Here is a 22,283-nt window from a genome sequence, read left to right as displayed (position 1 = left end):
CTCAGGGGACCGAGAAAACCGTCGAGGCCGGACAGGTCTACGTCGGGAACTCGCCCAGCCAACTGCGCTTGAGCAGGTGCTCGGGGAGATATTCGGACTGCACATTGATCGGGTGACCGGCATCATAGGCCAGACAGGCAATGGCAAGCGGCCCGAGGGCGACGAACCCATCAACATCTGAGAGGCGGTCCTCATCCGCGGTCCAGTACTCCTTGTGCAGCTGAAGAGCCTGAACAAGCGAACTGTTGATCTGCTCAGGATCCCGCCTCACAAAGCGGTAAAAGAGATCGATAGGCGCAGAAAGGATCATGAGAAGCAGATCCCGAGGTGCTCGCGCCACAGCAGGGTCGGCACCTTCGAAAGCAGCGATCAGCTTGTCCGCCATGCCAGGACGCCCAGTCCAATAGCTTTGCAACGCATCCACCCACGAATAGATGTACTCATCGTACTCCGCACCCGAATCGCGCAGCAAAGAAAGAGGAACGCGACACAACTGACTCATACGCCCCTGATCACGACAAATAACCGCCAACCAGAATGCCGTAAGCCAATTACCCGCATCAGTGAAATACTGCGCTCCTGTCGCTGGAATAGCCCGCACCTCATGATTAATACGACATGCCACTGTCGTACCAAGCGGGGCAACAGCCGCAGCGAACAAGGCCGAACCCACTTGCATCGCAGTAACCCATGCGTCCCACGTCTCAAACTTATCTGCCGCCGGGTCTGCGATACTGTGCGCATATACTCTCGTCAAGGTACCAAGAAATGCCATATTGAACATGCCGGGCGATTCCGCGAGGACATCTACTTCACCACCAATACTCGCATCGATATCCTGCAGAAAGCGAGGCAAGTTCGCCACGTACGGGAAAACAGGACGGGCAATTTCGATTGTCACTCCAATGCACTCCTCACATCGAAATACTCCATTGAATACCCAGCATACATAACCCCGTCAGCCTCCGCTTTCACCAGGACGTAGTCCACATTCCCTGAATCAATGGCTTGGCGCAGCTCTGCACTCAGCGCATGCTCATCCACATTACCCATTGACCCACGCCTCCTCATCTTCTCGACGATGGTATCGAAGTAATAACGAGTACCTTGCTTCACGCGCTTCCCAGTGAGTCCGTAGCGCTCACCAAGAGGTGCTTCCGGTGATCCCTTTGCCTCCACCACGATATAGCGCCCAGTGACCTCATCCTTCCATATCTGGTCGAAGCTGTTGTTCCGAGGCTTTCCTTCAGTTAAAATTTCGCGAGCGTTCGGGTAGTGCTCCGGAATCGCGTGCTGCCGAGCCACCATTTCACCGAAATCCTCAACCGCCTTACTCATCCGAGTGTGTGTCGACTTGTAAACACTGTCGTATTCATCCCGCAGTCCCCGGAGCTCCGGAGTGGGGTCTTCCGCGTATGCCTGCTGCGCACTCTTCAGCTGATCCCCTGCCGCGGTGTCGGCCGTGATGGCGTCCTGGCGTTGACGTGCTGCGTGGTCGAGCTCGACAAGCTTCTCCGCGCTCACCATGGACCGGTGACCGGTGATCGGATCGGTGTACAGGTACGCTTCCGGGACGGCAGGCGGCAGGTCATGCTTGGCTATCCATCGCTGCTGACCTGTCGGATCATCAACAAGTTGCGGTAGCAGGTCACCATTCTCGTCCCTGCGGAGGACACTGTGACGGTGTCCGTCTTCCCGGTAGTACTTTTGAGCCCACTCGGTGTCCGTATTGGCTCGCTCCACCTGTCGACGGACAATCTCCTTTCCCTCCTCCGGCGTCACCCGGGCGGCTTGGCCGCTCCGGGTGTCACCACCCGCGCCGGTGTCACCGCGCTGGCCCGGTATGTGGTCCCCACCCGGCGTGGCTCCGCCGGGTCCGTCTCCGTGGAGATGACCGGCCCCGGCGGAGCCGGAGCCACCCGGCTGCGTTGCGGTGCCGCCGCCCGGTCCGTCATGTGCGGGGCCCGGCGACGACGGGCCGGGGCTGCCGCCCCTTCCTACGGCGTTCTCCGCGACGCGGCTCCCGCCGGCGGTCAGGTCACCGGCCGAGCCGGCGCCGGCGGTACCGCCGGTACCGCCGGTACCGCCGGTGGAGGGATGGTGGGCGGTGGCGCCGGGGAGGCTGTCGCCCGCCCGGGCCGTGGGGGAGCCGGGCATGTCGCCGAGGGCGGCGAAGGCCGGCGCGGGGGTCTCGGCGTGCCGGGCGGCATCGTCGGCGGAAAGGGTCGCCCGGTCACCGGCATTGAGTTCGGCGGGTATCCGGTCAGGGGTCTGTACGGTCCGGCCGTCGGGGGCATCGAGCCGGCCGTCGGGGTGCAGGGTGCTGCCGTCGGGAAGCCGGACGGTGCCGTCCTGGAGCTCGACGGCGTGGCGACCCGGAGGCAGCTCCGGTAATGCGGCGCCGGGAGGCACGGTGGTCCCGTCGGGAAGCCGCAGGGACCCGTCGGGGAGTTCGAAGCCCTTGACCGCGCCGAGGTTTCCCAGACTGCTGGTGAGGTTGCCGACCTTGGGGAGCGCGCCGAGTCCGGCGCCCACGCCACGGCCGATGTAAGTCATCGGGTCGACGGCCGCTCCGACGCGTCCGGCCGTGTGGGCGACCCTGGCAGCGGTTCCGGACGCCCCGGCGCCCTTGATCGCGGTGCCCGTCCCGGCGGTGGCAACGGTGGTGAGTACGTTGAAGCTGACCAGGCCGGCGGCGCGGGCCGGGTTCTCGCTCCAGTCGTCCCAGGCGACCATCGCCTTGCCGACTTCCACGGTGGTGTGAAGGCTGTCGTCCATCCAGTCCTTGACCGCGCCGTCCGGCATCACCCGGTGCAGAGCGTGGTTGACCGGTGAGACCACGATGGCCAGTCCGGTGGCCAGTTGGCCCAGCCCTTTCCAGGACTCCTCGAACGCCTCGGCACCCTCGAGCCCGACCAGACCGCCGAGGCCGGTCAGGGTCCCCCAGATGCCTTCGACGATGAAGCCGTCCCACACGAAGTTCTTGAAGTGATGGCCGACGTCCCAGGGGGAGCGCTTCCTCTCGACCGCCTTGCCCCAGGGTGTCTCCCCGGCCTCGGCCATGTCCTCCGTGCTCAGGCCGTACATGTGCTCGCCGCCGGAACCGTCGTCGACGGCCCACTGCGTTCCGCTCCAGATCCCGGTGATCCGGTTCGCGGCGGTGCGCTCAGCGGCCCAGAACTCGGCCACCGTGACGGAGATTTCCCGGAGCAACTCGTTGTTGCGGTCGACCTTGTCGGTGTCCTCTCTCCAGCCGTCGCCTTCCCCCAGGGTGCTGACGAACGTCTGCGCCTCGGCCTTCAGGCGGCGTAACCTGGCGACCAGGGGGCGGATCTCTGCGGCGTAGGTCTTCACCGCCGAGCTGACCGTCTCCAGGTCGGTGGCGAATTCGTCCGACCGGGTCTTGACGGGCAGCGTGCTGGCGAACAGCTGCTCCGCCTCAGGTGCCTGGTAGAACGCGGACAGCCCCTGGAAACGGCGGTGGACGGACGCGCCGATCCCCCGGATCGCTCTCGCATCCGCCCGCAGAGCCGCCTGGTCGGACTCCAGTTGCCCCAAGTCGCCGGTGAATTCAGGTATGCCGGACGGATGTATCCGCTCGATGTCCTCAGCCACGGCCGCACCGGCCCGCCGGTGACGGACTCCGGGGGATGGCGTAGCCCGCCCCCCGGCCCACCCGTCTCTCCGCCGCCTCCGCCGTCCGGCTCCGCACGCCGCCGACACCCGAAGCCAACGTGCACCAGCCTGACATCGGACCCCCCGTCCCTTTCCGTGTCCGAACCCACGCCGGGGCCCGGCGCCCCCTCCGCGCCGGGCCCCGGCGGAAGCCGGTTGCTGCGTACATGGTGCGCTACGCCACTGACACCGTAAAGTTCGCCGGTTCCGGCGCCCGGTGGTGTTCAGTCAGCTCCCGGTGCGGTGAGGTGACGGAGCTTGTCGGGATTGCGGACGACCCGGACCGCGGTGATGCGGCCGTTCCCGACCTCCAGGGCGGCGACGGTCTCCACCTCACCCCCGACGGTGACCAGGAAGCCAGGGCTGCCGTTCACATCCACCGCGGTGAGGGTCAGGTCGCCGCCGGCGCCTTCGGTCACACCGAGCAGCCAGCGGGCCACCTTTCCGGGGCCATGGATGGGGCGCAGGGCTGCGGACCGCTTTCCACCGCCGTCCGACCAGACGGTGACGTCCGGAGCGAGCAGCTCCAGCAGCCGGCTGAGGTCACCGCCGAGGCAGGCCGCGGCGAACTCACCGGTGACCCGGCGCTGTTCCTCGGCCGACGGCTCGTAACGGGGCGCGCGGGACTCCACATGCGCCTTCGCCCGGCGTGCCAGCTGCCGGACGGCGGCCTCGGAGCGGCCCACCACCCGGGCGACCTCCCGGTGCGGATAGCCGAACACCTCACGGAGGACGAACACCGCCCGCTCCAGCGGGCTCAGGCTCTCCAGCACCACCAGCATGGCGAGGGAGACGGAGTCGGCCCGCTCCACCTCGTCCGCCACGTCGGGGGCGCTGACCAGCGGCTCGGGAAGCCACGTGCCCACGTAGTGCTCACGCTGGGCGGCGGCGGAGGTCAGCCGGTTGAGGGCCAGGTTGGTTACGGTCCGCGCCAGGTAGGCGCCGGGGTGGTGCACCGTCCCGGACGCCTGACTCCACTTCAGCCAGGCGTCCTGGACCAGGTCCTCGGCGTCCGCGACGCTGCCCAGCATCCGGTAGGCGATGCCGAAGAGACGGTCCCGGTGCTCCTCGAAGACGGCGGTACGGTCCGGCACCGGGGCCGTCCTCTCCTCACGGGTCATTCCGCGACGGCCTGACCGGGCGGGCGGACCGCGCAGGACTCCGAGAAGCCCTGGCTGGTGAGCCCGACGGCACTGTTGACCCGCGAGCGGAAGTTCTCCAGGGCGACCATCACGGTCAGCTCGACGAAGGCCGGCTCACCGAGGTGCCGGATCAGCCGGGAGGTCTGCTCGTCGGTGACGGTCGGGCCGGATTCGGTCATCGCCTCGGCGTACTCCATCACCAGCTGCTCCATGTCGGTGAAGGACTCCCGGTGTTTCCTCCAGACGGGGACCTTACTGACCTTTTCCGGGGAGAGCCCCAGTTGGTCGGCGGTCCAGTGCCCGAAGTCCAGGCACCAGGAGCAGTTGATCTTCGCCGCGGTGGCCATCACGGCCAGGTGCTTCAGCTCGGGGTCCAGCTCGTTCCACCGTGACACCTTGTTCTCGAAGCCGAACACGCCGCGCAGGATCCGCGGGTGGTGACCCAGGACCAGCCCGACGTCCAGGACCTTCCCGTAGGAGCGCCGCGAGTACCACTCGAGCAGGCGCAGCAGCGGGGTGCGGGGAGGGGTGAGGGAGATGCGGGCCATGGCGGTGCCTCCTTGTCGTGCCGCCCCGTGCGGGGCGTTCACCCCTCTTGGACAGCACAGCCTCCCCGGATGTGACATCACCTCCGCGCTGCCGCTCACCCGTCTCCTCCGAAGGATCCGCCGACGCGGCGATGGCGCCCCGCCCGTGGCTACCGGCTCAGCTTTCGGATGGCTTCCTCGATGAAGGCGGCGGCTTCCCGCTCGGTGATCCGCACGTGATCGACCTCGTTGTGGCCCAGTTCGTGGCGCCGGAGGTATTCGGTCGGCTCCCAGCGCAGATTGCGGGTGAATGCCTCGTCGTATGTCCCGTCGCCCGCGATGCGGCGCCGGACGATCCCGCGCGGCCGGTCCTTCGGAAAACCCGCACCGATCTTCGCGTGGTAGGTGATCTGCCCCTCGGCGTCGAGGGCGTCGAGCGTGGCCGGTTCCAGGGTGAGGAATGGCGTGGCGCCCAGGTTGTGCTCGAAGTCTCCGAGCTGGATCGACACACCGTTCAGGTCGAGCATCTCCTCGAGGTAGAAGCCGCCGCCCCGCTCGTACATGAGGAGCAGCGGCTCGTACGGCTCGGGCAGGTCGGGGAGAGCGGTGCTCGTGCTGGCTCTCAGCGCCGCCCAGCGCACGGCGCCCCGGCAGGTCCGCTTGACCGAATCCCGGCCCACCCCGCTCCGCAGCAGCTCCTCCACCTCGGCCTCGACATCGGGTGCCGGGCGCACGTCGGGGTCGACGTACTCCGCGAGGTCGAGGAACGGCCAGGCGTCCTCGGCGCCGTACGCCCGGGCCCAGAGAGCGGCACGACGCAGATACTCCCGCATCAGCAGCGCGCGCGAGTTCGCGTGGTCGAACGCGGCACTCCAGTCGTCCCAGGTCACCGAACGCAGCCGTGCCACAACGTGCCGTGACGGATCGCCGCTCATGTCAGGTTCAGCCCTTCCGCTCGCAACTGCTGCATCACAGCCTTCATCACATCACCGATGTTGGACAGGTCATCGGCCAGGGCCACCGCCGGAGGGTCGATCCCCAGTGCGCGCTTCCAGTGGTTGAAGTGGCCCTCCACCGAATGGGGCGCCAGTTCGTGCGCGCCGATATGGTCCAGGGTCCTCGGGAACTGCCTGCTGTACGTACCGTCCTCGTCGAGACGGTAGAGACTGGGATGCTCGTCGACGTACGGCAGGCCGCTCTCCATCAGGCGGCTCTCGATGTACTCGTGTGCCATGAGGCTCCTGAACTCCTGGAGCCTCGCGGGGTCGAGCTTGCCGGCCTGCGCGTCCCGCCACAGATCGGCGATGTCGTCCCGGGGAGTGAACAGGCCCCGCCTGGTCTCTCCCGGTCCGACGGCCACCTCGTGCTGCGACCGGAACAAGTGGCTCTTGACCTGCCGGAGCACCGACTCGTCAACCCCGGTGTGCCGCGAGATCTCGGGCAGATCCACTTTGTTGGGGGTGGCCCGTACCTTTTCGTAGAACTGGCCGGCGTACTGCGACGGCTCGTCGACCCAGCCGGCACCACCCCAGCCGCCCGGCGGCCCCGCGGAGCCGTCGGCCAGCGGGCCGAGGCTGAGGGATCCCGCGTCGTGCGGCACGGGCACCTGGCCGAAGAGGTCCTGCTGCTGCGCCCTGATGGCGGCAAGGTCGTCGGGGGAGACGCCGGGCAGGCGCTCGGCCTCGTAGAGCGCGTGGCCGTCCATCTTGGCCGCGAAGCTCTCGGGGGTGTGGAACTGCACCTCGAAGATCTGGCCGGAGACCGGATCCCGCCACGTGGAGTTGATCCCCTTGTAGCCGGCCGAGTCCCAGGTGTTCTTGAACGTGACGTTCTCGTAGCCGCGGGCCTGGAGGTCGCTGACCGCCTGCTGCACACCCTGGGTGTAGTTGCTGCCGGGGATGTCGACCGTGTAGCGGATCGAATCCTTGATGTCGCCGAGCGCCTGGCCGGGCGTGACGTTGATGTCCTCCAGGAGGTCGGTCGCCAGCTTGCGCTTGAGTGAATCGTCCCCCTTGAGCCGGTATTCGAGGCCGTTCAGCTTGCCGTCGTCCACGCCCCGGGCGATGTCCTGCATCGTCTCGGTGATGCGGGGTTCGGCTTCGGTGGACCGGCGCATGAACTCGTCCGCGGCGGCGTTGACCTCGGGGTCGAGCCGCAGACCGTTCTCGCCTGCCCAGGAGCCGTCCGGCAGGTTCCCCCTCGGTGTGTCCGGCCCCGCCGCGCCGGGCACTTCCGGGCCTCCGCCTGCGGGCGGACCGCCACCATCCGCCGGTCCGTGCTCCGACGGCGCGCGGTCACCGCCGGCAGGTCCGCCCGGTTCGGTGGTGTGCCCACCGGTGGCCGCGTCGTCGACATGGTTCGCGCCGCCGGGTAGGTCACCGCCGGGGCCGGAACCGCCGGGTAGGTCACCGCCGGAACCGGAACCGGAACCGCCGGAGGGCACCTCACGGGCGCCGCCGCCCGGCGGCACGCTGCCGCCCGCCTGGGCCACGGGGCTGCCCGGAACGTCCCGTGCGCCGGCGCCGACAAGAGCGGGTTCCGGCGTGTCGCCGAGGCGTGCGGCGTCGTCGGCGCTCAGCGCCGCGCGGTCCGCGGAGGAGAGCTCGGCGGGTACCTGGTCGGGGGTCTGGGCGGTCTGCCCGGTGGGGGCGTCGAGTTGACCGTTGGGGTGCAGAGTGCTGCCGTCGGGCAGCCGTACCGTGCCGTCGGGCAGGTGCACCGCGTGCACGCCGGGAGGCAGGTCGGGCAGCGCCGCACCGGGCGGGACGGTGGTGCCGTCGGGCAGCCGCAGCGACCCGTCGGGAAGCTCGAAGCCCCTGATGCCGGTGAGGTTGCCCAGGCTACTGGTGACATCGGCCAGCTTCGGCAGTGCGCCAAGTCCTGCGGACACTCCCCGGCCGAGGTAGGTCATGGGGTCGATGGCGATCCCGACGCGTCCGGCGGCGTTGGCGACGCGGGCGGCCGTTCCGGCGCTGCTGGTGGTCTTGATCGCGGTCCCCACTCCCAGAGTGGCCACCGTGGTCAGCACGTTGAAGGTGACCAGGCCGGCCGCGCGGGCGGGGTTCTCGCTCCACTCGTCCCAGGCCAGCAGGGACTTACCCACCTCCTTGGTGGTGGTCAGGCTGTCGTCCATCCAGTCCTTGACCGGACCGTCGGGCATCAGCTGATGCGTCGCCAGGCCCACCGGAGAGCTGATCAGGGCCAGACCGGTGGCCAGCTGCCCCAGGCCCTTCCAGGACTCCTTGAACACCTCGAAGCCCTGCAGGCCGACGAGCCCTCCCAGCCCGGTCAGCGTGCCCCAGATGCCGTCGACGACGAGGCCGTCCCACACGAAGCTCTTCACGTGGTGGTGCACCTCGTACCAGCGGCGCTTCTGCTCAACCGCCTTGCCCCAGGGGGTCTCGCCCGCCTGGGCCAGCTCCTCGGTACTGACCCCGTACATGTGGTCGGCGCCGGAGCCGTCGTCCACCGCCCACCGCGTCCCGCCCCAGATGGCGATGATCTTGTTCGCGGCGGTGCGCTCGGCCGCCCAGAACTGACCCACCGTGGTGGAGATCTCGCGCACCAGCTCGTTGTTGCGCTCGACCTTGCCACCGTCGTAGCGCCAGTCGTCGTCGAGTCCGTCGACGAACGTGGTGGCCTCGGTCTTGAGCCGCCGCAGCTTCGCCACCAGGGGACGGATCTCGCCGGCGTAGGAACTCAGCGCTGAGCTGACCGTCTCCAGATCCGTGGCGAAGTCGTCCGCACGCGTCTTCACCGGCCCGGTGGTGGCGAACAGCTCCTCCGCCTCCGGAGCCTGGTAGAACGCCGACAACCCCTGGAACCGGGTGTGCACTGCCGATCCGATCCCCCGGATCGTCTCGGCGTCCGTGGAGAGATCCGCGTGGTCCTCGTCCAGCTTCACCAGATCCCCGGTGAACTCCGGCACTCCTGAGGGATCGACCCGCTCGACGTCGTCCGACATGGCTACACCGGCCCCCCGGGCCGTCCGGCGTGGCCTTCACCCCTGCCGCCGGGCCTCTCCGCCGCCTCCGCCGTCTGCCCCGGCACGCGCTCGGCCCCCGAAGCGCCGCTGTCCCATCCCGACACCTGCTGAACCCCCAAGTCCGTGACCGAACCGCCTCACTCCGGCAGATCCGGACGGCACGGCCCTGTCCCGCAGCCGCGCCGGACGCGCCGTCCCTGTACACCTACTACACGTGAGAAGGCGCCGCCCGGTTCCGTCGGGTGTGACGGGTCGCAGCGGCGGGTGCCGGCGGACGGGTCAGCGGACGAAGGGCTTCTCGGGGGTGCCGGTGAGGGGGCGGCCGGCAGCCTGCCAGGCGAGCATGCCGCCGTCCACGTTGACCGCGTCCATCCCTTGCTGCACGAGGTAGGCGGTGACCTGCGCGGAACGCCCGCCGACCTTGCACAGGACGTACAGCTTCCGGTCGCCGACCCGCTCGGTGACCTCACCGAAACGCTGGACGACCTCGCCCATGGGGATGTGCAGGGCACCTTCCGCGTGCCCGGCCGCCCACTCGTCGTGCTCACGGACGTCGAGCAGGAGCCCGTCGGCGGGGACGGCGTCAACGGTCACGGTGGGGAGCTGCGCGAAAGTCATGCTGCCGAGCCTAAGTCATGGGCCGGAGTGGGTGCCGCGCTCCTGGGCCAGCTCGCGCTCGCGGGCGGCGACCTTCTGCCGCAGGTCCTCGGCGATCTCCGCGAGCAGTGCGTCCGGGTCGTCCGGGGCCATCTTCAGCATCGAGCCGATCGCGCTCTCCTCCAGGGCCGCCGCGGCTCGGGAGAGCAGCTCCTTGCGGCGGGCCAGCCATTCCAGACGGGCGTACAGCTCCTCGGCGCGGGTGTAGGCGGGGCGTTCGGCGACCGGCCCGGCCCCCCACTCCTCGGCCAGCTTCCGCAGCGCCGCGGCGTCACCGAGGGCGTACGCCTGGTTGACCCGGGCGACGAAGGCGCCGCGGCGGGTACGTTCCGCCTCGTCGGAGGCCAGGTCGGGGTGCACCTTGCGGATCAGCTCCCGGAAGAGCTTGCGGGCCTCCTCGCCGGGGCGGACCCGGGGCGGCGGCTGCACCGGCCGCTCGGTGAGCATCGCGGCGGCATCGGCCTGGAACCCGTCGGCCTCCAGCCAGCCGTTGAACAGCTCCGAGACCTGGGGCATCGGCAGGACCAGGGACCGCGCCTCCCGGGCCCGGCGCTGGTCGGCGGGGTCGCCGGTGCGGGCCGCGACGGCTTCGGCGAGCTCCGCCTCCAGCTCCTCGAGGCGGGTGTGCAGCGGGCCGAGGCGCTCCTCGTGCAACCGGGAGAAGTTCTCGACCTCGATCCGGAAGGTTTCCACGGCGATCTCGAACTCGATCAGCGCGGTCTCCGCGGCGCGGACCGCGCGGTCGAGCCGCTGGGTCGCGGCGTCCTCGGGCTGGGGGTCTTCCGGGTTGGTCACCGGGACAGGGTACGTCCGGGACTGCTCAGCCGCGGAACTCACCGGGGCAGAAGCCGGACTCCTGCGGCAGGTGCAGCTCCGCCCACCGGGTGAGCTCGACCATTGCGGGACGCAGCCCGTGCCCGGCCTCCGTCAGCCGGTAGGTGACGCGCACCGGGGGGCCGCAGGTGACTTCCCGGACCAGGAGTCCGGCTTCGGCCAGCTCGGTCAGCCGGTCGGACAGCATGCGCTCGCTGATGCCGGAGACGCCCCGCCGCAGCTCGGCGAATCCCCGCGGGCCGTGCATGAGGGAGGCGACGACGAGTCCTGTCCACCGCTTGCCGAGCAGCTGGAACACGCGCAGCAGCCCGCTGCCGGGCCGGATCACACCCACCTCACCGCTGCCCTGCCCCGGGTCCGCCACCTCGTCTGCCATGCGCACAGCGTAGGGCAAGGAACCAAGGAGGTGAAAAAAAGTAAGCACCTGTGTTACTACTAGTTGCATACTCAACTAAAGGGGCTCGCTGTCCCGCCCGGATCCCGATGGAGACCTCATGGCCACGCTGCTGCACATCGACTCCTCCCTCAACGGTGACACCTCCGTCTCCCGTGAGGTGGCCCGGACCTACCGGGACACCTGGAAGGCGCAGCACCCCGACGGCACCGTGCTCCACCGCGACCTGGCCGCCGACCCCCTCCCGCACCTCAGCGCCCCGGCCTATTACGCGAGCTTCACCGCCCCCGAGGAGCGCACGCCCGAGCAGCGGGCCGCCTTCGCGCTGCGCGAGCAGCTCGCCCAGGAGCTGGAGCGGGCCGATGCCGTGCTGCTCGGCGCACCGCTGTACAACTACGGCATCCCCTCCACGCTGAAGGCCTGGCTCGACCACGTCATGATCATGGGCCGGACCACCGGCGCCGAAGAGCGGACCGCCGCCGGCACGCCGGTGACGGTCGTGGCCAGCCGAGGGGGCTCGTACGCACCCGGTACCCCGCAGGAGGGCAACGACTTCGCGCAGAACTACCTGCGGCACACCCTGGGCACCTGCCTCGGCCTGGAAGTGGGGTTCATCGTGCCCGAGCTGACCCTGGCCCGGACCGTTCCCGCGATGGCCGACCTGATCGACCTGTCCGACGCCTCCCGGGCCAGGGCCCACCAGGAGGCCGAGAACAGCGCCCAGGAGCTCGCCCGCAGGCTCGCCGCCTGACCCGCCGTGCCGCAGCAGCGGGCCGAAGGGCCCGCCGCTGCGGCACGGCGGCCGGGCCGGGACGCAGCGCGCGTCCCGGCCCGATCCGGCTCCAGCAGGACCCCCTGATGCCCCGCGGCGGACCGGTCTACTCAGGAGCGGGCACCCTCCGGGCCGCCGGGGTCCCCGCCCGCCCCCGTTCCGCGGCGGGCGCGGGGACACGGACCGTCCGCCGCCCGCCCAGCCGCTGCCGCACCCCGCGCACCAGGCGCCCCGCGGTGAACGTCGCCCCGTGGACGAAGCGCATCGACGGGCCGAACGACGGCGCGGCCAGCAGACCGGCGAAGAACAGACCGGGACACGAGGACTCGAACCGGGCCCCCAGCTCCGGCGCCCCGGTACCCGGCACGGTCCGCAGACCCCCGCGCAGCGACGGGTCGAGCAGCTCCAGCCGGTCCATCTCGGGCACGAACCCGGTGGCCGCGATCACGTGATCGCTCTGCAGGACGGTCGTCGCACCGCCGGCGGAGTCCAGCTCCAGCCGCACTCCCCTGGCGGACGGCGCGGCAGCCGCCGGACGCAGCCCCAATCGGACCGGCACCACCCCGTCCACCCTCTCCCGCAGCCACCAGGCCCCCGCCGGACCCAGCGCCGTCGACGCGATGTGCGCCCGCACCTGGCCGGGGAGGCGACGGACCGCCCACGGGATCTCCGACCACACCCAGCTGGGCCAGCCGGTCCCCAGCCCGGAATGCGGGTCACGCAGGGAAGCCCGCAGGCCGCGCCGCAACGGCTGCGGCGGCGCATTCCAGTTGACCGCCCCGGCGCGCACCACCACCGTGGGCCTGGCGCCCTGCTCGGCCAGCAGCGCAGCCGTCTCCAGGGCCGCCTGCCCTCCGCCGACCACCGTGACCTCCGTGTCCCGGAACCGGGAGAGATCACGGTGGTGGCTGCTGTGCGAGACGAGCCCGTCCGGCAGCCCACGCAGCGGCTCGGGCAGATGGACGAAGGGCATCACCCCCACGGCCAGTGCCACCGTTCTGCTGTAGAGCGTCTCCCCCTCCGCCGTCTCGACGCGGAAGCCGCCCGGGCAGGGCACCACCGCGGTCACCGTCAGCTCCTCGACCGGGGCGGCCAGCCGGCCGGCGAACCAGAGGCCGTAGTCGGTGAACGTCCCGATCGGCAGCGGCCTGCCGTGCTCCGACGGCAGCCCCCGGGCAGCGCAGTAACTGCCCAGCGTCCGCTCCCCTTCGGCGTCGGACAGGTTGGAGGACCACGGCTCCGACTTGAGGAACATGCCCTCGGGCATGTGATCCCGCCAGGAGGCCATGGGGCGGCCGAGGACCCGCAGGTCCAGGCCGGCGGCCGCGGCATGCGCGGCGATCGAAAGACCGTAGGGGCCGGCGCCCACCACTACCAGATCGTGCATCGGGGATTACCGCTCTCTCTCGTCGGAGACGTGGGACTCGTCGGACCCGGTCGGTCCGGGCTCGGTGCCCGCCCGGCTCGGGCCTGGAGGATTGGGGGAAGCGAAGGGCAGCCGGGGTGCGGGAAGCGGCGATGCCGCCGGGAGGAAGGCCCGGAAGGCGCCGAAACTCGTCGGCCGGCCGGCCCGCACACCGTGCGGCCGGACCGGCTCACCGCGTAGTCGTCGGTGTCAGGGGACGGGCGTCCGGCCGCTGGAACCGGGGAGCGCGCGGCGGCCTGCCGCCCGCCGCCAGCCCTTTGTGCCCGGCCCGGCGCAGCCAGTTGCCTGCCATGGCGAAGAACGGCACGGGGTCGTCGGCCGCGAACCAGGCGGTCTCCAGCCGGGACCCCGGACCGCCCCACCGGCCGGGCTGCCGGACCGGCCGGGCGTCCGGCGCACCGCCGGGGCGCGGCCTGCTGCCGGCCGACAGCAGCCAGGACACCGGGGCGTAGTTCTCCGCGACGAAGACCCGGCCCGGCAGGGGGCGGGCCGCGGGAACCGGCCGGCCGGTGAGGTCCAGGTGCAGGGCACGGACGACGTCCAGCCCCGACCGGTCCGTGAACAGCCGGAACTGCGCCCCGGGACGGGGGTTGAAATCCAGCAGGTGATAGCCCCCGGCGGCGTCCCGGCGGAAGTCCAGGTCGAGGATGCCCCGGTACCCCACATGCTGCGCCAGGCGGTGCGCGAGCAGCGTCACGGCCGGGTTGGGCAGCCAGCTGCCGGTGGCCGTCAGCCCGGCGTTCACCGGCCAGGACAGCTCCTTGCGGCCCGCCCCGCCGGCCAGGCAGCGGCCGTCGTCCCCGAAGCAGCCGTGAAAGAACCAGTCATCGCCCCGCCCGCCGGGCAGCAGCCGCTGGAACAGCAGCCGGCAGCCGGCTTCCGCACTCCGCTCGTAAAGCCGTCTCGCCTCCTCCCAGCTGGTGACGAGCGTGGTGCTGCGCAGCCCGCTACCGCGCGGCAGCACCCACGGGCGGCTCCACTTGGCCACCACGGGGAGCCCCAGCTCCCGTACCGCCCGGGCCGCCTGCGACGTGCTGCGCGGCACGACGGTGGCCGGGTGCGGCACCCCCAGCCGCTCGCAGAGCCCGGCCAGCTCCGCCTTGTCCGCCACCATCGGGGCGAGCCCGGAAGGCTGTGCGGGCAGCAGGAAGCGCCCGGCGAGCCGGTCCGCGAGCCGGTCCGCCGCGACCGCGCTCAGGTCGTCCATCGGGATCAGCACGGCAGGTCTGCCGATCTCTTCCGCCACCCGGCTCAGCACCCGCTCCAACCCGTCCTCCGACGCGACACCCCGGGGGAACGCGTGCGCCCGGAAAAGATGGCGGGAGCGGCTCACCGGGCTCCGCGGGGATTCCACGAAGGCGTGCACTTCGATACCCGCCCGGCCCAGTGATCTGACCGCCCCCAGAGAACCGTGGTGAAAAGGATTCCGATCCAGGCGCAACAGCAGCGCGGGGACCTCGGTAGCGAAGGTGGACATGGAAAAGAACCTTCCCAGGAAAGGGTGCGGGGGAGGAGCGAGCGGAGAGAGGGCTCCGCCGTACGGGCAGCGGTGTCCCCGATCGGGCTATCGCTAAGCCTTTTGGTGACTCGGGCCGGAGGTTTTCCGCTTAACGTCGGGGTAGCCCGACGGAACGATCAAGCCCTGCGAAGGAGCAGACATGCGTCACGGACGCCGCCGGCGATATACCGGTGTATGGGTCGGAGCCGCTCTCGCCGGCCTCCTCGCCGCTCTGGCGGGCTCCTTCCCCGCAGATCGCGGGCAGGCCACGGAGGACGGCCGCCCGCCCGGGTCCGGTCCGGCCGCACCGGCCGGCACCCATGTCGGTGCGTTCCTCGGCTCCGGCCCGGAGGGCGTGCGGCGGATCGCCGAGATGGAACGGTGGCTGGGCGGTACGGAGCTGCGGGCCGGGCACACCTACCTCCCCGGCGACCGCTGGTCCAACATCGAGGGACAGCCCGAGTTTCTGCGGCCCTGGACGGATTGGCGGCGCGGAAAGTCCGACCGGATGCTCGTCCTCAACGTACCGATGGCGGAACGCAACGAGGAGGGGGTGCCGGACCGTGAAGTACGGCAACTGCTGCGGTCGGGCGCCCAGGGGCGCTTCGACAAGCACTTCCGCACACTCGCGGAACGGCTGGTCGGCCTGGGCGCCCCCGACACGGTCATCGTGCTCGGCTGGGAGATGAACGGCACCACCTACACCCACCGCTGTGCCCCCGACCCCCGGGCCTGGAAGGTGTACTGGCGGCGCATCGTCGCCGCCATGCGCAGCGTCCCCGGCCAGGAGTTCCGTTTCGATTTCACGCCCAGTCGGGGGACGGACGCGATCGGCTGGACGCGGTGCTACCCCGGTGACGACGTGGTGGACATCATCGGCATGGATTCCTACGACCAACCCCCCGGAAACAGTTTCGACGACCACGTCGACCAGCCCTACGGACTGCAATTCCACGTGGATTTCGCCGCCGCCCGGGGAAAGCCCATCTCCTTCCCCGAATGGGGGCTGTTCCGCAGCGGCGACAATCCTGTTTACATGCGCCGCATGCTGGCATGGATCGCACAGCACCGACCTCTCTATCACACCATCAGTGATTACTGCCCGCACGGCGTGTGGCTGTGCAAGGAGAATCCCCGGTCCTCGGCGGTATTCCGGTCCGCCCTCTCCCGGCGGACCCGGCCGCCGGGTCCCAGGCCTGCCACGGCCCCCCGTCCCGGCGGTCCCCCGCCTCCGGATGATCCGCCGCCCACCGGCTCCGGTGAACCCCGGGAGGTCTGCTTCCCGTCCGATCCGGGCGACACGGCCCGCCGGACCACCCCGGACACCGCTCCGCGTGAGGTCTGCGTCCGGTTGGACTCCGGCTGGTGGCGCCGGTAGCCATCCGCGGCCGAGCCGGCGGGGCGGGCACCTGCTCACCGGGTGCCCGCCCGGTCCCGGCGGCCCCCCTGGGCAGGGGTTCTGCCGGCTTTGGCACCCGGCCTGGCCCGTGACTTCGCCCCGGACTTGGCGCCGGTGGCCCTGCCCCGGCCGACCGGGGCGCTGCCGGAGCTGTCGGCCCCCTCGTCACCGGCCGCGGCGGCAGCCGCCACCGCTGCCCCGGCGTCCACCCCGCCGTCCCCGGGTTGCGTCGCCACCGACGGGGCCGCACCCGGCGCGACCGAGGCCGGTTCCGGAGCGGACGGTCGACGGCCCGACGGCCGGACGAGCAGCACGAGGCAGCCCACCAGCACACCCGCACAGCCGCCCACGGCCAGGGAAAGCGGCATGCCGGCGGTCACCGGCGCCGTCGGGGGCATGGCCTCGGACAGCAGGGACAGCTCCACACCCGTCTTGGCCGTGGCCTCGTTCCCGTAGCCTGCCAGCGCCCGCGCCACGGCGTTGGCCCGGGTCGCCGCCCGGTCGGCGCGGGTGGCCGCGCCGGTGATCTCGATCATCGGCGCATCCGGAGAGGTGGCGGACCGGATACCCGAACGGAGCGTGCCACTGTCCACTCCTGCCTCGGCCTGCGCCCGGGCCAGCACCACGCCTTCGGTACTGACCCGGCCGTACGCCTGCGCGAAGCCCAGCGCCACCGCCGAGTCCGCCCGCCCGGTGGGGACGACCACCACGTAGCTGGTGGCGGCGTACTGCGGAGTGGCCAGCAGGCCGTAGGCCGCGCCGCCGGCCATCCCGAGCAGTGCGCACAGCACGGCCGGCCACCAGACGGGCAGCCGGCGCCGCGCGCGCAGCCCGGCAGCCCGGCGGCGCCACCGGCCGGCCCCGCCACGGGGCGCCCGTTGCGAGGACTCGTCCCCGAGAGTCTCGGTCATGACAGTGTTCACCTCTTCGAATCGGACCGGGCGCCGGTTGGAACGGCGCCGGTGATGCGTGCGTAGAGACCGGCGATCCGGTCGGCGGCACCGGAGATGTCGTAGCGGTGCACAGCGGGCGGCACGGGCAGCCGTCGGACGCCGGACGCCTGCTCTGCCCGCAGGGCGTCCGCCAGTTCCCGCACCCCACTGCCGACCCGGCGTGCTCCCGGAACCTCGTGCGCGGGCAGTTCGTCGACGGCCGGACAGGCGACGTGCAGCACGGGCAGGCCGGCCGCCAGGGCCTCCAGCACCGCCAGCCCGAACGCCTCCTCGGCGGAGGCGGACACGAAAACGTCCATGGCGGCCAGCAACCCGGGCACCTCCGGCTCGGAGCACTCGCCGACATCGGCCAGCCGGCCGGACATCCCCAGGCGCTCCGCCAGCAGGTGCAGGTCCGCGCGCTGGGGCCCGCCGCCGACCAGCAGCAGCCGCGCACCGGGCTGCCGGGCGACCGCCCGCAGCAGGACGTCGAAGCGCTTGTCCGGAACCAGCCGCCCCATCCCGCCGACCACGAAGGCATCGTCCGGCAGCCCGAGCCGGGCCCGCGTCGCCTGCCGGGCGACGGCGTCGAACCGGAACCGTTCGGCCTCGATGCCGTTCGGGATCAGGTGAATCCGCTCCGCGGGCACCCCCCAGGCACGCAGGCGTTCCGCGACGGTGGCCGAGACGGCCACGGTCGCCGACCCGAAGCGCTCCGTGGCCCGGTACAGCGCGCGGGTGCCCCGGCTGAGCGGGCGACCCTCGATGGTGTGCTCGCCGAGGGAGTGCTCGGTGGCCAGCACCGCCCGCACCCCTGCCGTCCGGGCGGCGATCCGCCCGTAGACACAGGCCCGGTACAGATGGGTGTGCACCACGTCGTAGCGGCCCTCGCGGATCACCCGGGTGAGCCGGGGCAGCGCCGCCACGTCCCGGTTGCCGCCCATCCCCAGGTGCGTGACGGGGATACCGTCCGCACGGAGATCGTCCGCCACCGGGCCGGGGTTGGTGAGGGTGAGCACCTCGCAGGTCACCGGCAGCCGGCGCAGCAGGGCGCGCAGCTGCCGTTCCGCCCCGCCGACCCCGAGGCCCGTGATGACGTGCAGCACCCTCACCGTACGGCTCCTGTGCTCCGGTCCGTTCCGGACGCCCCGGCCGTCGGCACGGCCGGCAGGCCACGGCGGCGCACCGGGTGCAGCAGCCGCTTCAGCCACAACCGGCCGGCCGTGTCCCGCTCGCCGACATGGACACGCGGCAGCGCGTGCCGGCCGGTCAGCGGGCCGGGGTCGATCGCACAGGCGTACCCGTAGCCGGCCGCCTGCACGGCTGCCACGGACCGGGCGTCGACCGTGCCGTAGGGGTAGCAGAAGCCGTCGACCGGAACACCCAGCACTTCCCCCAGCAGCTCCCGGCTCCGGAGGGTCTCCTCCCGCAGCGCCGTGTCATTCAGGGACGGCAGCTCCCGGTGCAGCAGACCGTGGGAGCCGATCTCCATACCGGCCGCGGCGGCGGCCCGGAGGCCGTCGGCGGTCAGCAGGGGTCGCCGCGGTCCCTCCGGGTCCCAGGCGTTGTCGCCACCGAGCCGCCCGGCCAGCACGAACACGGTGGCCGTGCAGTCGTGCCTGCGCAGCAGCGGCACGGCCTCCTCTACGAAGTCCCGGTAGCCGTCGTCGAAGGTCAGGCCCACCAGGCCGGCGCCCTGCCCGGCGGCGCGCGCCCGCAGCAGCTCGGCCACCGCGACACCGCGCAGACCGCGCCCGCGCAGCCAGCCGAGTTGCCGGTGCAGGCGCTGTGGGGAGACGGTGATCCGGTAGGGGTCCCGCTCGGGTGCGGCCACCGAGTGGTACATCAGCAACCAGGGCGGCGGGAGGCGGCGGGAGGACCGGGCCGGCCCCCGAAGCTCCCCGGCGGGCGGGTCGGCGGGCGGGTCGGCCGGCATGGCAGCGGGCGCGTCACCGGACATGGCAGAACTTCCCTCGCAGAGTGGAGAGCAACAGGGCGGCTTCCGGGACCCGGACGGCCCGGGCGGCAAGGAGAAAGACGGCCGGCACCAGCAGCGCCCCGAGGGCGGCTGTCAGCAGCGGCGGATCGAGCAGCAGCGCCATCGCCCAGCCGGCGGCCAGCGCGGCCACGGCGGCCACCACGAGGCGGCCGAGACCTGTCAGCACCCGGCGGACGTCGAGCGGGATCATCCGGGTGCCCAGCCCGCGCAGCAGCAGGAGCGCGGTGACGGAGATGCCGACGGCGTTCGCGGCCGCGATGCCGTGCACGCCCCAGAGGGGCACTGCGGCGGCTGTCGCGCCCACCGTGATGAGCAGCCCGACGGCCATCGCGGCCAGCGGGTACCACATGGGGCGCGCCCCGGAGAAGAACGGCCGCACCAGCGCCCCCACCAGGCTGTGTCCCAGGAGGCCGAGGGCGTACACCCGCATCACGGAGGCTGTCGCGGCGGTGGCCTGCTCATCGAAGGCCCCGCGCTGGAAAAGCAGTTCGATGATCTGCGGGGCGTACGCGACCACGTAGGCCGCTCCGAGCAGCACCACCACGCCCGCCAGCACCAGGTCTCGCTCCACCCGGCGCCGGGCCCGGTCGACCTGCCCGTCCGCCATCGCCCGGGCGACCAGCGGGAAGGTGACGGTGCAGATCATCAGCGACAGCACCATCGGCACCTGCGCCACCTTCTGCGCGTAGTTCAGGTGGGAGATGGCGCCCGCCGGCAGGGAGGAGGCGAAGAACCGCTCGACCAGCACCTGGGACTGCCGGCTCAGCGCGAACAGCGCGACGGGGGCGACCACGCCGAACCCCACCAGCCCGCTGACCGGCGTGGCCCGCCCCACGCGCCGGAGCCCGGAGCGCCACGGGCTCCGCCCGCGCAGCCGCAGCCGGAGCCGGAGCCGCCGCAGGAAGAACGGGAGCTGCACGAGCAGCATCAGGACGCTGCCCACCGCCACGCCGACGGCGGCGGCCCGCACCCCCCACACCGTGTGCAGGGTAAGTGAGGTCGCGATGATCCCCAGGTTGTAGACCAGGTAGATCGCCGCCGGGGGGATGAAGCTGCGGTGCGCCCGTAGCGCCGCGCTGAAGTACCCGGCGAGGCCGAAGGTGAGGACGGTGACGGCGGTCAGACGCATGCAGTCGATGGCCAGCCGCGGCTCCGTCAGACCCGGTGCGAGGACCTTGACCAGCACGGGTGCGGAGACGGCCAGCACCGCGGCCAGCACCGCCAGCGCGAGCGCCAGCCGGGGGAGCGTCGCGCGCAGCAGAGCCCGTACCGGATCATCGGGGTCCGGGCAGCCGGCGGCCGCCCGCCGGGCCAGCGCGAGGCTGAACGCCGGGATCAGCACCAGGGCCATGCCTTCTTCGATGAGCAGCGTCGCGGCGACCTCGGGCAGGGTCCACGACACCAGGAACGCGTCGGTTTCCCCGCCCGCCCCGAAGAGGTGCGCGAGCGTCTGGTCGCGCAGCAGCCCGAAGAGGGCTCCGGCTGCGGTGAGCGCCGCCGTGACCGCCGCCGCCCGGGCGATGAACCGCTCGGACGCGGCAGCCGTGACGTCCGCCCGGGTGCCGCTGGTCACCTCGCTCACCGGGCGCCCCCGTTCGCTTCGCCGGGCCGGGCCGCCTGCACCGGCACACGCCCCCCGGACCCGGACCCGGATCGCGAGACGGGGACCGGGGGCGCCGCCGCCGGCCGCGGGCCGGACCGGCCGAGGGAGGCGGGGGCCAGCGCCCACCAGGCGATGAGCCCGAACATCACGGCGGTGAGGACCGCCGAGGAACCTCCGATGTCGGAGTACAGGAAGTTGACGGTCTGCCAGATCAGCAGTCCGGCCGCGATCAGCCCGGTGTCCAGGGCCTCCCCGGCGCGGCGCCGGTCCGCGAGCCGGCGCAGCGCCCCCAGCATCAGGGCCACCCAGGCCCCGGCGAGCGCCGTGGCCCCGGCCAGACCCTGCTCGCTCAGCACGAGGAGGTACATGTTGTGCGGGGAGAGGAGCGGCTCCCGGGTGAACGCCCGCCCCGCCCCGGCGATGTCGCTGGCCGAGGAGAGCGCGACGGATGCGTGCCCGTCCCGGTGCGCCGCGAAGCCCCGCGGTCCCACGCCGGTCCACGGCTCGTCACGCCACATGCTGAGGGCCGCCGCCCACATGGCGTACCGGTCCGTCACCGACTGGTCGGGGGTCCCGGTCACCTGGGTGATGCTGCTCAGCCGTTCCGCGATCATCCCCGAGCCGATACCGGCTCCGCCCACCAGCACCACCCCCGCACAGACCACCAGGACCAGCGTCCGCACGGCCTGCCGCAGCCCGGCGAGCAGCAGCACCGCGGTGGCCGCGACGGCGGTGGCGATCCAGGCGCCCCGGCTGAACGACACGCAGAGCGGCACCAGCAGCAGCGCCGCACAGCCCAGCGCGGCGGGCCGCCACCACCGGGGCGCGGTGGCGGGCGGGGCGAGCGCCAGGCCGAGCGCGATGATGAGGCCGTAGGAGACGGCGGTCGCCATCCCCATCACGTCCAGCGGCCCGAAGGTGCCCACCGCACGGATGTCCTGGCCCATGTACGAGGCACCGGTACCGGTGACGTACTGGTGGGTGCCGACCGCGCCCTGCACCGCGGCCAGCAGGACCACGGAGACCGCCACCAGGCGGAAGTCCCGGTGCCCGCGCAACGCCACCAGGACGGCGAGCGGCACCAGGACGAACAGTTGGAGAAAGCGGAGAAAGCCGCTGAGGCTCGCCACCGGATCGTGGGAGGCGACGGTCACCACGGCGAGGGCGACCGCGAGGGCGGCCGGCACCACGGCGGCCGTTCCGCTCAGCGGCTGCCTGCGCCCGCGCAGCAGCCACACCGCGCAGACCACGACCAGCACCGCCGAGGCCATGTCCGCGGCGGACAGCCCGCCGGCCGCCCCGACGGCCGGACCGCGGTCCCCGGGCAGGCACAGCAGCAGGACCGTGGCCACCACCGGCAGCACCGGCCAGGCCACGGCCGGCCGGACCCGGCTCGGGCCGGGGGGCGCCGGCGCCGCACGGGTGGGTGGGGTGGGCGCT

General features: G+C 71.9%; 18 protein-coding genes. 2 read left to right on the top strand and 16 right to left on the bottom strand.

Annotated elements, in window-relative coordinates:
* Window positions 1-37: 37 nt before the first annotated feature.
* From PJ985_RS01845 to PJ985_RS01805, 9 genes are all read right to left on the bottom strand, one after another.
* A complete protein-coding gene (locus tag PJ985_RS01845) occupies window positions 38-901 on the bottom strand; it encodes an immunity 49 family protein (protein WP_271681689.1) in 864 nt (287 codons plus the stop codon).
* On the bottom strand, window positions 898-3,615 hold the full coding sequence (locus PJ985_RS01840; protein ID WP_271681688.1) for a hypothetical protein: 2,718 nt from the start codon (window positions 3,613-3,615) through the stop codon (window positions 898-900). The genes PJ985_RS01845 and PJ985_RS01840 overlap by 4 nt, the downstream gene beginning before the upstream one ends.
* A gap of 284 nt (window positions 3,616-3,899) precedes the next feature.
* Window positions 3,900-4,796, bottom strand: coding sequence for an RNA polymerase sigma-70 factor (locus PJ985_RS01835; RefSeq protein WP_443033358.1), 897 nt, complete (start codon window positions 4,794-4,796; stop codon window positions 3,900-3,902).
* Window positions 4,793-5,365, bottom strand: coding sequence for a carboxymuconolactone decarboxylase family protein (locus PJ985_RS01830; protein ID WP_271681686.1), 573 nt, complete (start codon window positions 5,363-5,365; stop codon window positions 4,793-4,795). Before PJ985_RS01830 ends, PJ985_RS01835 begins: the two co-directional genes overlap by 4 nt.
* Before the next feature lie 149 nt (window positions 5,366-5,514).
* Entirely contained in the window at window positions 5,515-6,279 is a 765-nt protein-coding gene (locus PJ985_RS01825) for a hypothetical protein (RefSeq protein ID WP_271681685.1), read from the bottom strand.
* Window positions 6,276-9,308 (bottom strand): hypothetical protein, encoded by a 3,033-nt coding sequence (locus PJ985_RS01820; RefSeq protein ID WP_271681684.1) that lies wholly within the window; start codon window positions 9,306-9,308, stop codon window positions 6,276-6,278. Before PJ985_RS01820 ends, PJ985_RS01825 begins: the two co-directional genes overlap by 4 nt.
* A gap of 300 nt (window positions 9,309-9,608) precedes the next feature.
* Window positions 9,609-9,947 (bottom strand): rhodanese-like domain-containing protein, encoded by a 339-nt coding sequence (locus PJ985_RS01815; RefSeq protein WP_271681683.1) that lies wholly within the window; start codon window positions 9,945-9,947, stop codon window positions 9,609-9,611.
* Window positions 9,948-9,962: 15 nt separating this feature from the next.
* Window positions 9,963-10,823, bottom strand: a complete 861-nt coding sequence (locus PJ985_RS01810; RefSeq protein WP_443033357.1) for a J domain-containing protein — start codon at window positions 10,821-10,823, stop codon at window positions 9,963-9,965.
* A complete protein-coding gene (locus PJ985_RS01805) occupies window positions 10,807-11,196 on the bottom strand; it encodes a winged helix-turn-helix transcriptional regulator (protein WP_271681681.1) in 390 nt (129 codons plus the stop codon). Before PJ985_RS01805 ends, PJ985_RS01810 begins: the two co-directional genes overlap by 17 nt.
* Window positions 11,197-11,314: 118 nt before the next feature.
* Here PJ985_RS01805 and PJ985_RS01800 point away from each other — a divergent pair, with 118 nt between their 5' ends.
* Window positions 11,315-11,965: an FMN-dependent NADH-azoreductase gene (locus tag PJ985_RS01800; protein WP_271681680.1), complete on the top strand. Its 651-nt coding sequence runs from the start codon at window positions 11,315-11,317 to the stop codon at window positions 11,963-11,965.
* A gap of 127 nt (window positions 11,966-12,092) precedes the next feature.
* On the opposite strand, the gene PJ985_RS01795 is transcribed toward PJ985_RS01800, so the two are convergent.
* A complete protein-coding gene (locus PJ985_RS01795) occupies window positions 12,093-13,373 on the bottom strand; it encodes an NAD(P)-binding domain-containing protein (RefSeq protein ID WP_271681679.1) in 1,281 nt (426 codons plus the stop codon).
* Window positions 13,374-13,581: 208 nt separating this feature from the next.
* Window positions 13,582-14,889, bottom strand: coding sequence for a carboxylate--amine ligase (locus tag PJ985_RS01790; RefSeq protein ID WP_271681678.1), 1,308 nt, complete (start codon window positions 14,887-14,889; stop codon window positions 13,582-13,584).
* 181 nt (window positions 14,890-15,070) lie between these two features.
* Here PJ985_RS01790 and PJ985_RS01785 point away from each other — a divergent pair, with 181 nt between their 5' ends.
* Window positions 15,071-16,288, top strand: coding sequence for a glycoside hydrolase family 26 protein (locus PJ985_RS01785; RefSeq protein WP_271681677.1), 1,218 nt, complete (start codon window positions 15,071-15,073; stop codon window positions 16,286-16,288).
* A 35-nt stretch (window positions 16,289-16,323) separates the two neighbouring features.
* Here PJ985_RS01785 and PJ985_RS01780 read toward each other — a convergent pair whose 3' ends face one another.
* Genes PJ985_RS01780 through PJ985_RS01760 form a run of 5 tightly spaced genes read right to left on the bottom strand, consistent with a single transcriptional unit; the run spans window position 16,324 to window position 22,219 of the window.
* Window positions 16,324-17,220, bottom strand: coding sequence for a hypothetical protein (locus PJ985_RS01780; protein WP_271681676.1), 897 nt, complete (start codon window positions 17,218-17,220; stop codon window positions 16,324-16,326).
* Between the two features lie 8 nt (window positions 17,221-17,228).
* Window positions 17,229-18,353: a glycosyltransferase gene (locus PJ985_RS01775; RefSeq protein ID WP_271681675.1), complete on the bottom strand. Its 1,125-nt coding sequence runs from the start codon at window positions 18,351-18,353 to the stop codon at window positions 17,229-17,231.
* Window positions 18,350-19,201, bottom strand: a complete 852-nt coding sequence (locus tag PJ985_RS01770) for a polysaccharide deacetylase family protein (protein ID WP_443033356.1) — start codon at window positions 19,199-19,201, stop codon at window positions 18,350-18,352. Before PJ985_RS01770 ends, PJ985_RS01775 begins: the two co-directional genes overlap by 4 nt.
* Window positions 19,191-20,822 carry a lipid II flippase MurJ gene (locus PJ985_RS01765; protein ID WP_271681674.1) on the bottom strand — a complete coding sequence of 544 codons (1,632 nt, stop codon included), beginning with the start codon at window positions 20,820-20,822 and terminating at the stop codon, window positions 19,191-19,193. Before PJ985_RS01765 ends, PJ985_RS01770 begins: the two co-directional genes overlap by 11 nt.
* Window positions 20,819-22,219 carry an O-antigen ligase family protein gene (locus PJ985_RS01760; RefSeq protein ID WP_271681673.1) on the bottom strand — a complete coding sequence of 467 codons (1,401 nt, stop codon included), beginning with the start codon at window positions 22,217-22,219 and terminating at the stop codon, window positions 20,819-20,821. The genes PJ985_RS01765 and PJ985_RS01760 overlap by 4 nt, the downstream gene beginning before the upstream one ends.
* Window positions 22,220-22,283 lie beyond the last annotated feature (64 nt).

Origin of the sequence: Streptomyces sp. ACA25 (genome assembly GCF_028200735.1) — a bacterium.
Taxonomy (GTDB): Bacteria; Actinomycetota; Actinomycetes; order Streptomycetales; family Streptomycetaceae; genus Streptomyces.
The sequence above is the reverse complement of the archived record's forward strand: the minus strand, read 5'-3'. Positions and strand labels throughout refer to the sequence as shown.

Bases quoted from the DNA above. Each gene is read 5' to 3' on its own strand.
- PJ985_RS01835 (WP_443033358.1), bottom strand. From the start codon at position 4,796: ATGACCCGTGAGGAGAGGACGGCCCCGGTGCCGGACCGTACCGCCGTC.
- PJ985_RS01830 (WP_271681686.1), bottom strand. From the start codon at position 5,365: ATGGCCCGCATCTCCCTCACCCCTCCCCGCACCCCGCTGCTGCGCCTG.
- PJ985_RS01825 (WP_271681685.1), bottom strand. From the start codon at position 6,279: ATGAGCGGCGATCCGTCACGGCACGTTGTGGCACGGCTGCGTTCGGTG.
- PJ985_RS01820 (WP_271681684.1), bottom strand. From the start codon at position 9,308: ATGTCGGACGACGTCGAGCGGGTCGATCCCTCAGGAGTGCCGGAGTTC.
- PJ985_RS01815 (WP_271681683.1), bottom strand. From the start codon at position 9,947: ATGACTTTCGCGCAGCTCCCCACCGTGACCGTTGACGCCGTCCCCGCC.
- PJ985_RS01805 (WP_271681681.1), bottom strand. From the start codon at position 11,196: ATGGCAGACGAGGTGGCGGACCCGGGGCAGGGCAGCGGTGAGGTGGGT.
- PJ985_RS01800 (WP_271681680.1), top strand. From the start codon at position 11,315: ATGGCCACGCTGCTGCACATCGACTCCTCCCTCAACGGTGACACCTCC.
- PJ985_RS01795 (WP_271681679.1), bottom strand. From the start codon at position 13,373: ATGCACGATCTGGTAGTGGTGGGCGCCGGCCCCTACGGTCTTTCGATC.
- PJ985_RS01790 (WP_271681678.1), bottom strand. From the start codon at position 14,889: ATGTCCACCTTCGCTACCGAGGTCCCCGCGCTGCTGTTGCGCCTGGAT.
- PJ985_RS01785 (WP_271681677.1), top strand. From the start codon at position 15,071: ATGCGTCACGGACGCCGCCGGCGATATACCGGTGTATGGGTCGGAGCC.
- PJ985_RS01780 (WP_271681676.1), bottom strand. From the start codon at position 17,220: ATGACCGAGACTCTCGGGGACGAGTCCTCGCAACGGGCGCCCCGTGGC.
- PJ985_RS01770 (WP_443033356.1), bottom strand. From the start codon at position 19,201: ATGTCCGGTGACGCGCCCGCTGCCATGCCGGCCGACCCGCCCGCCGAC.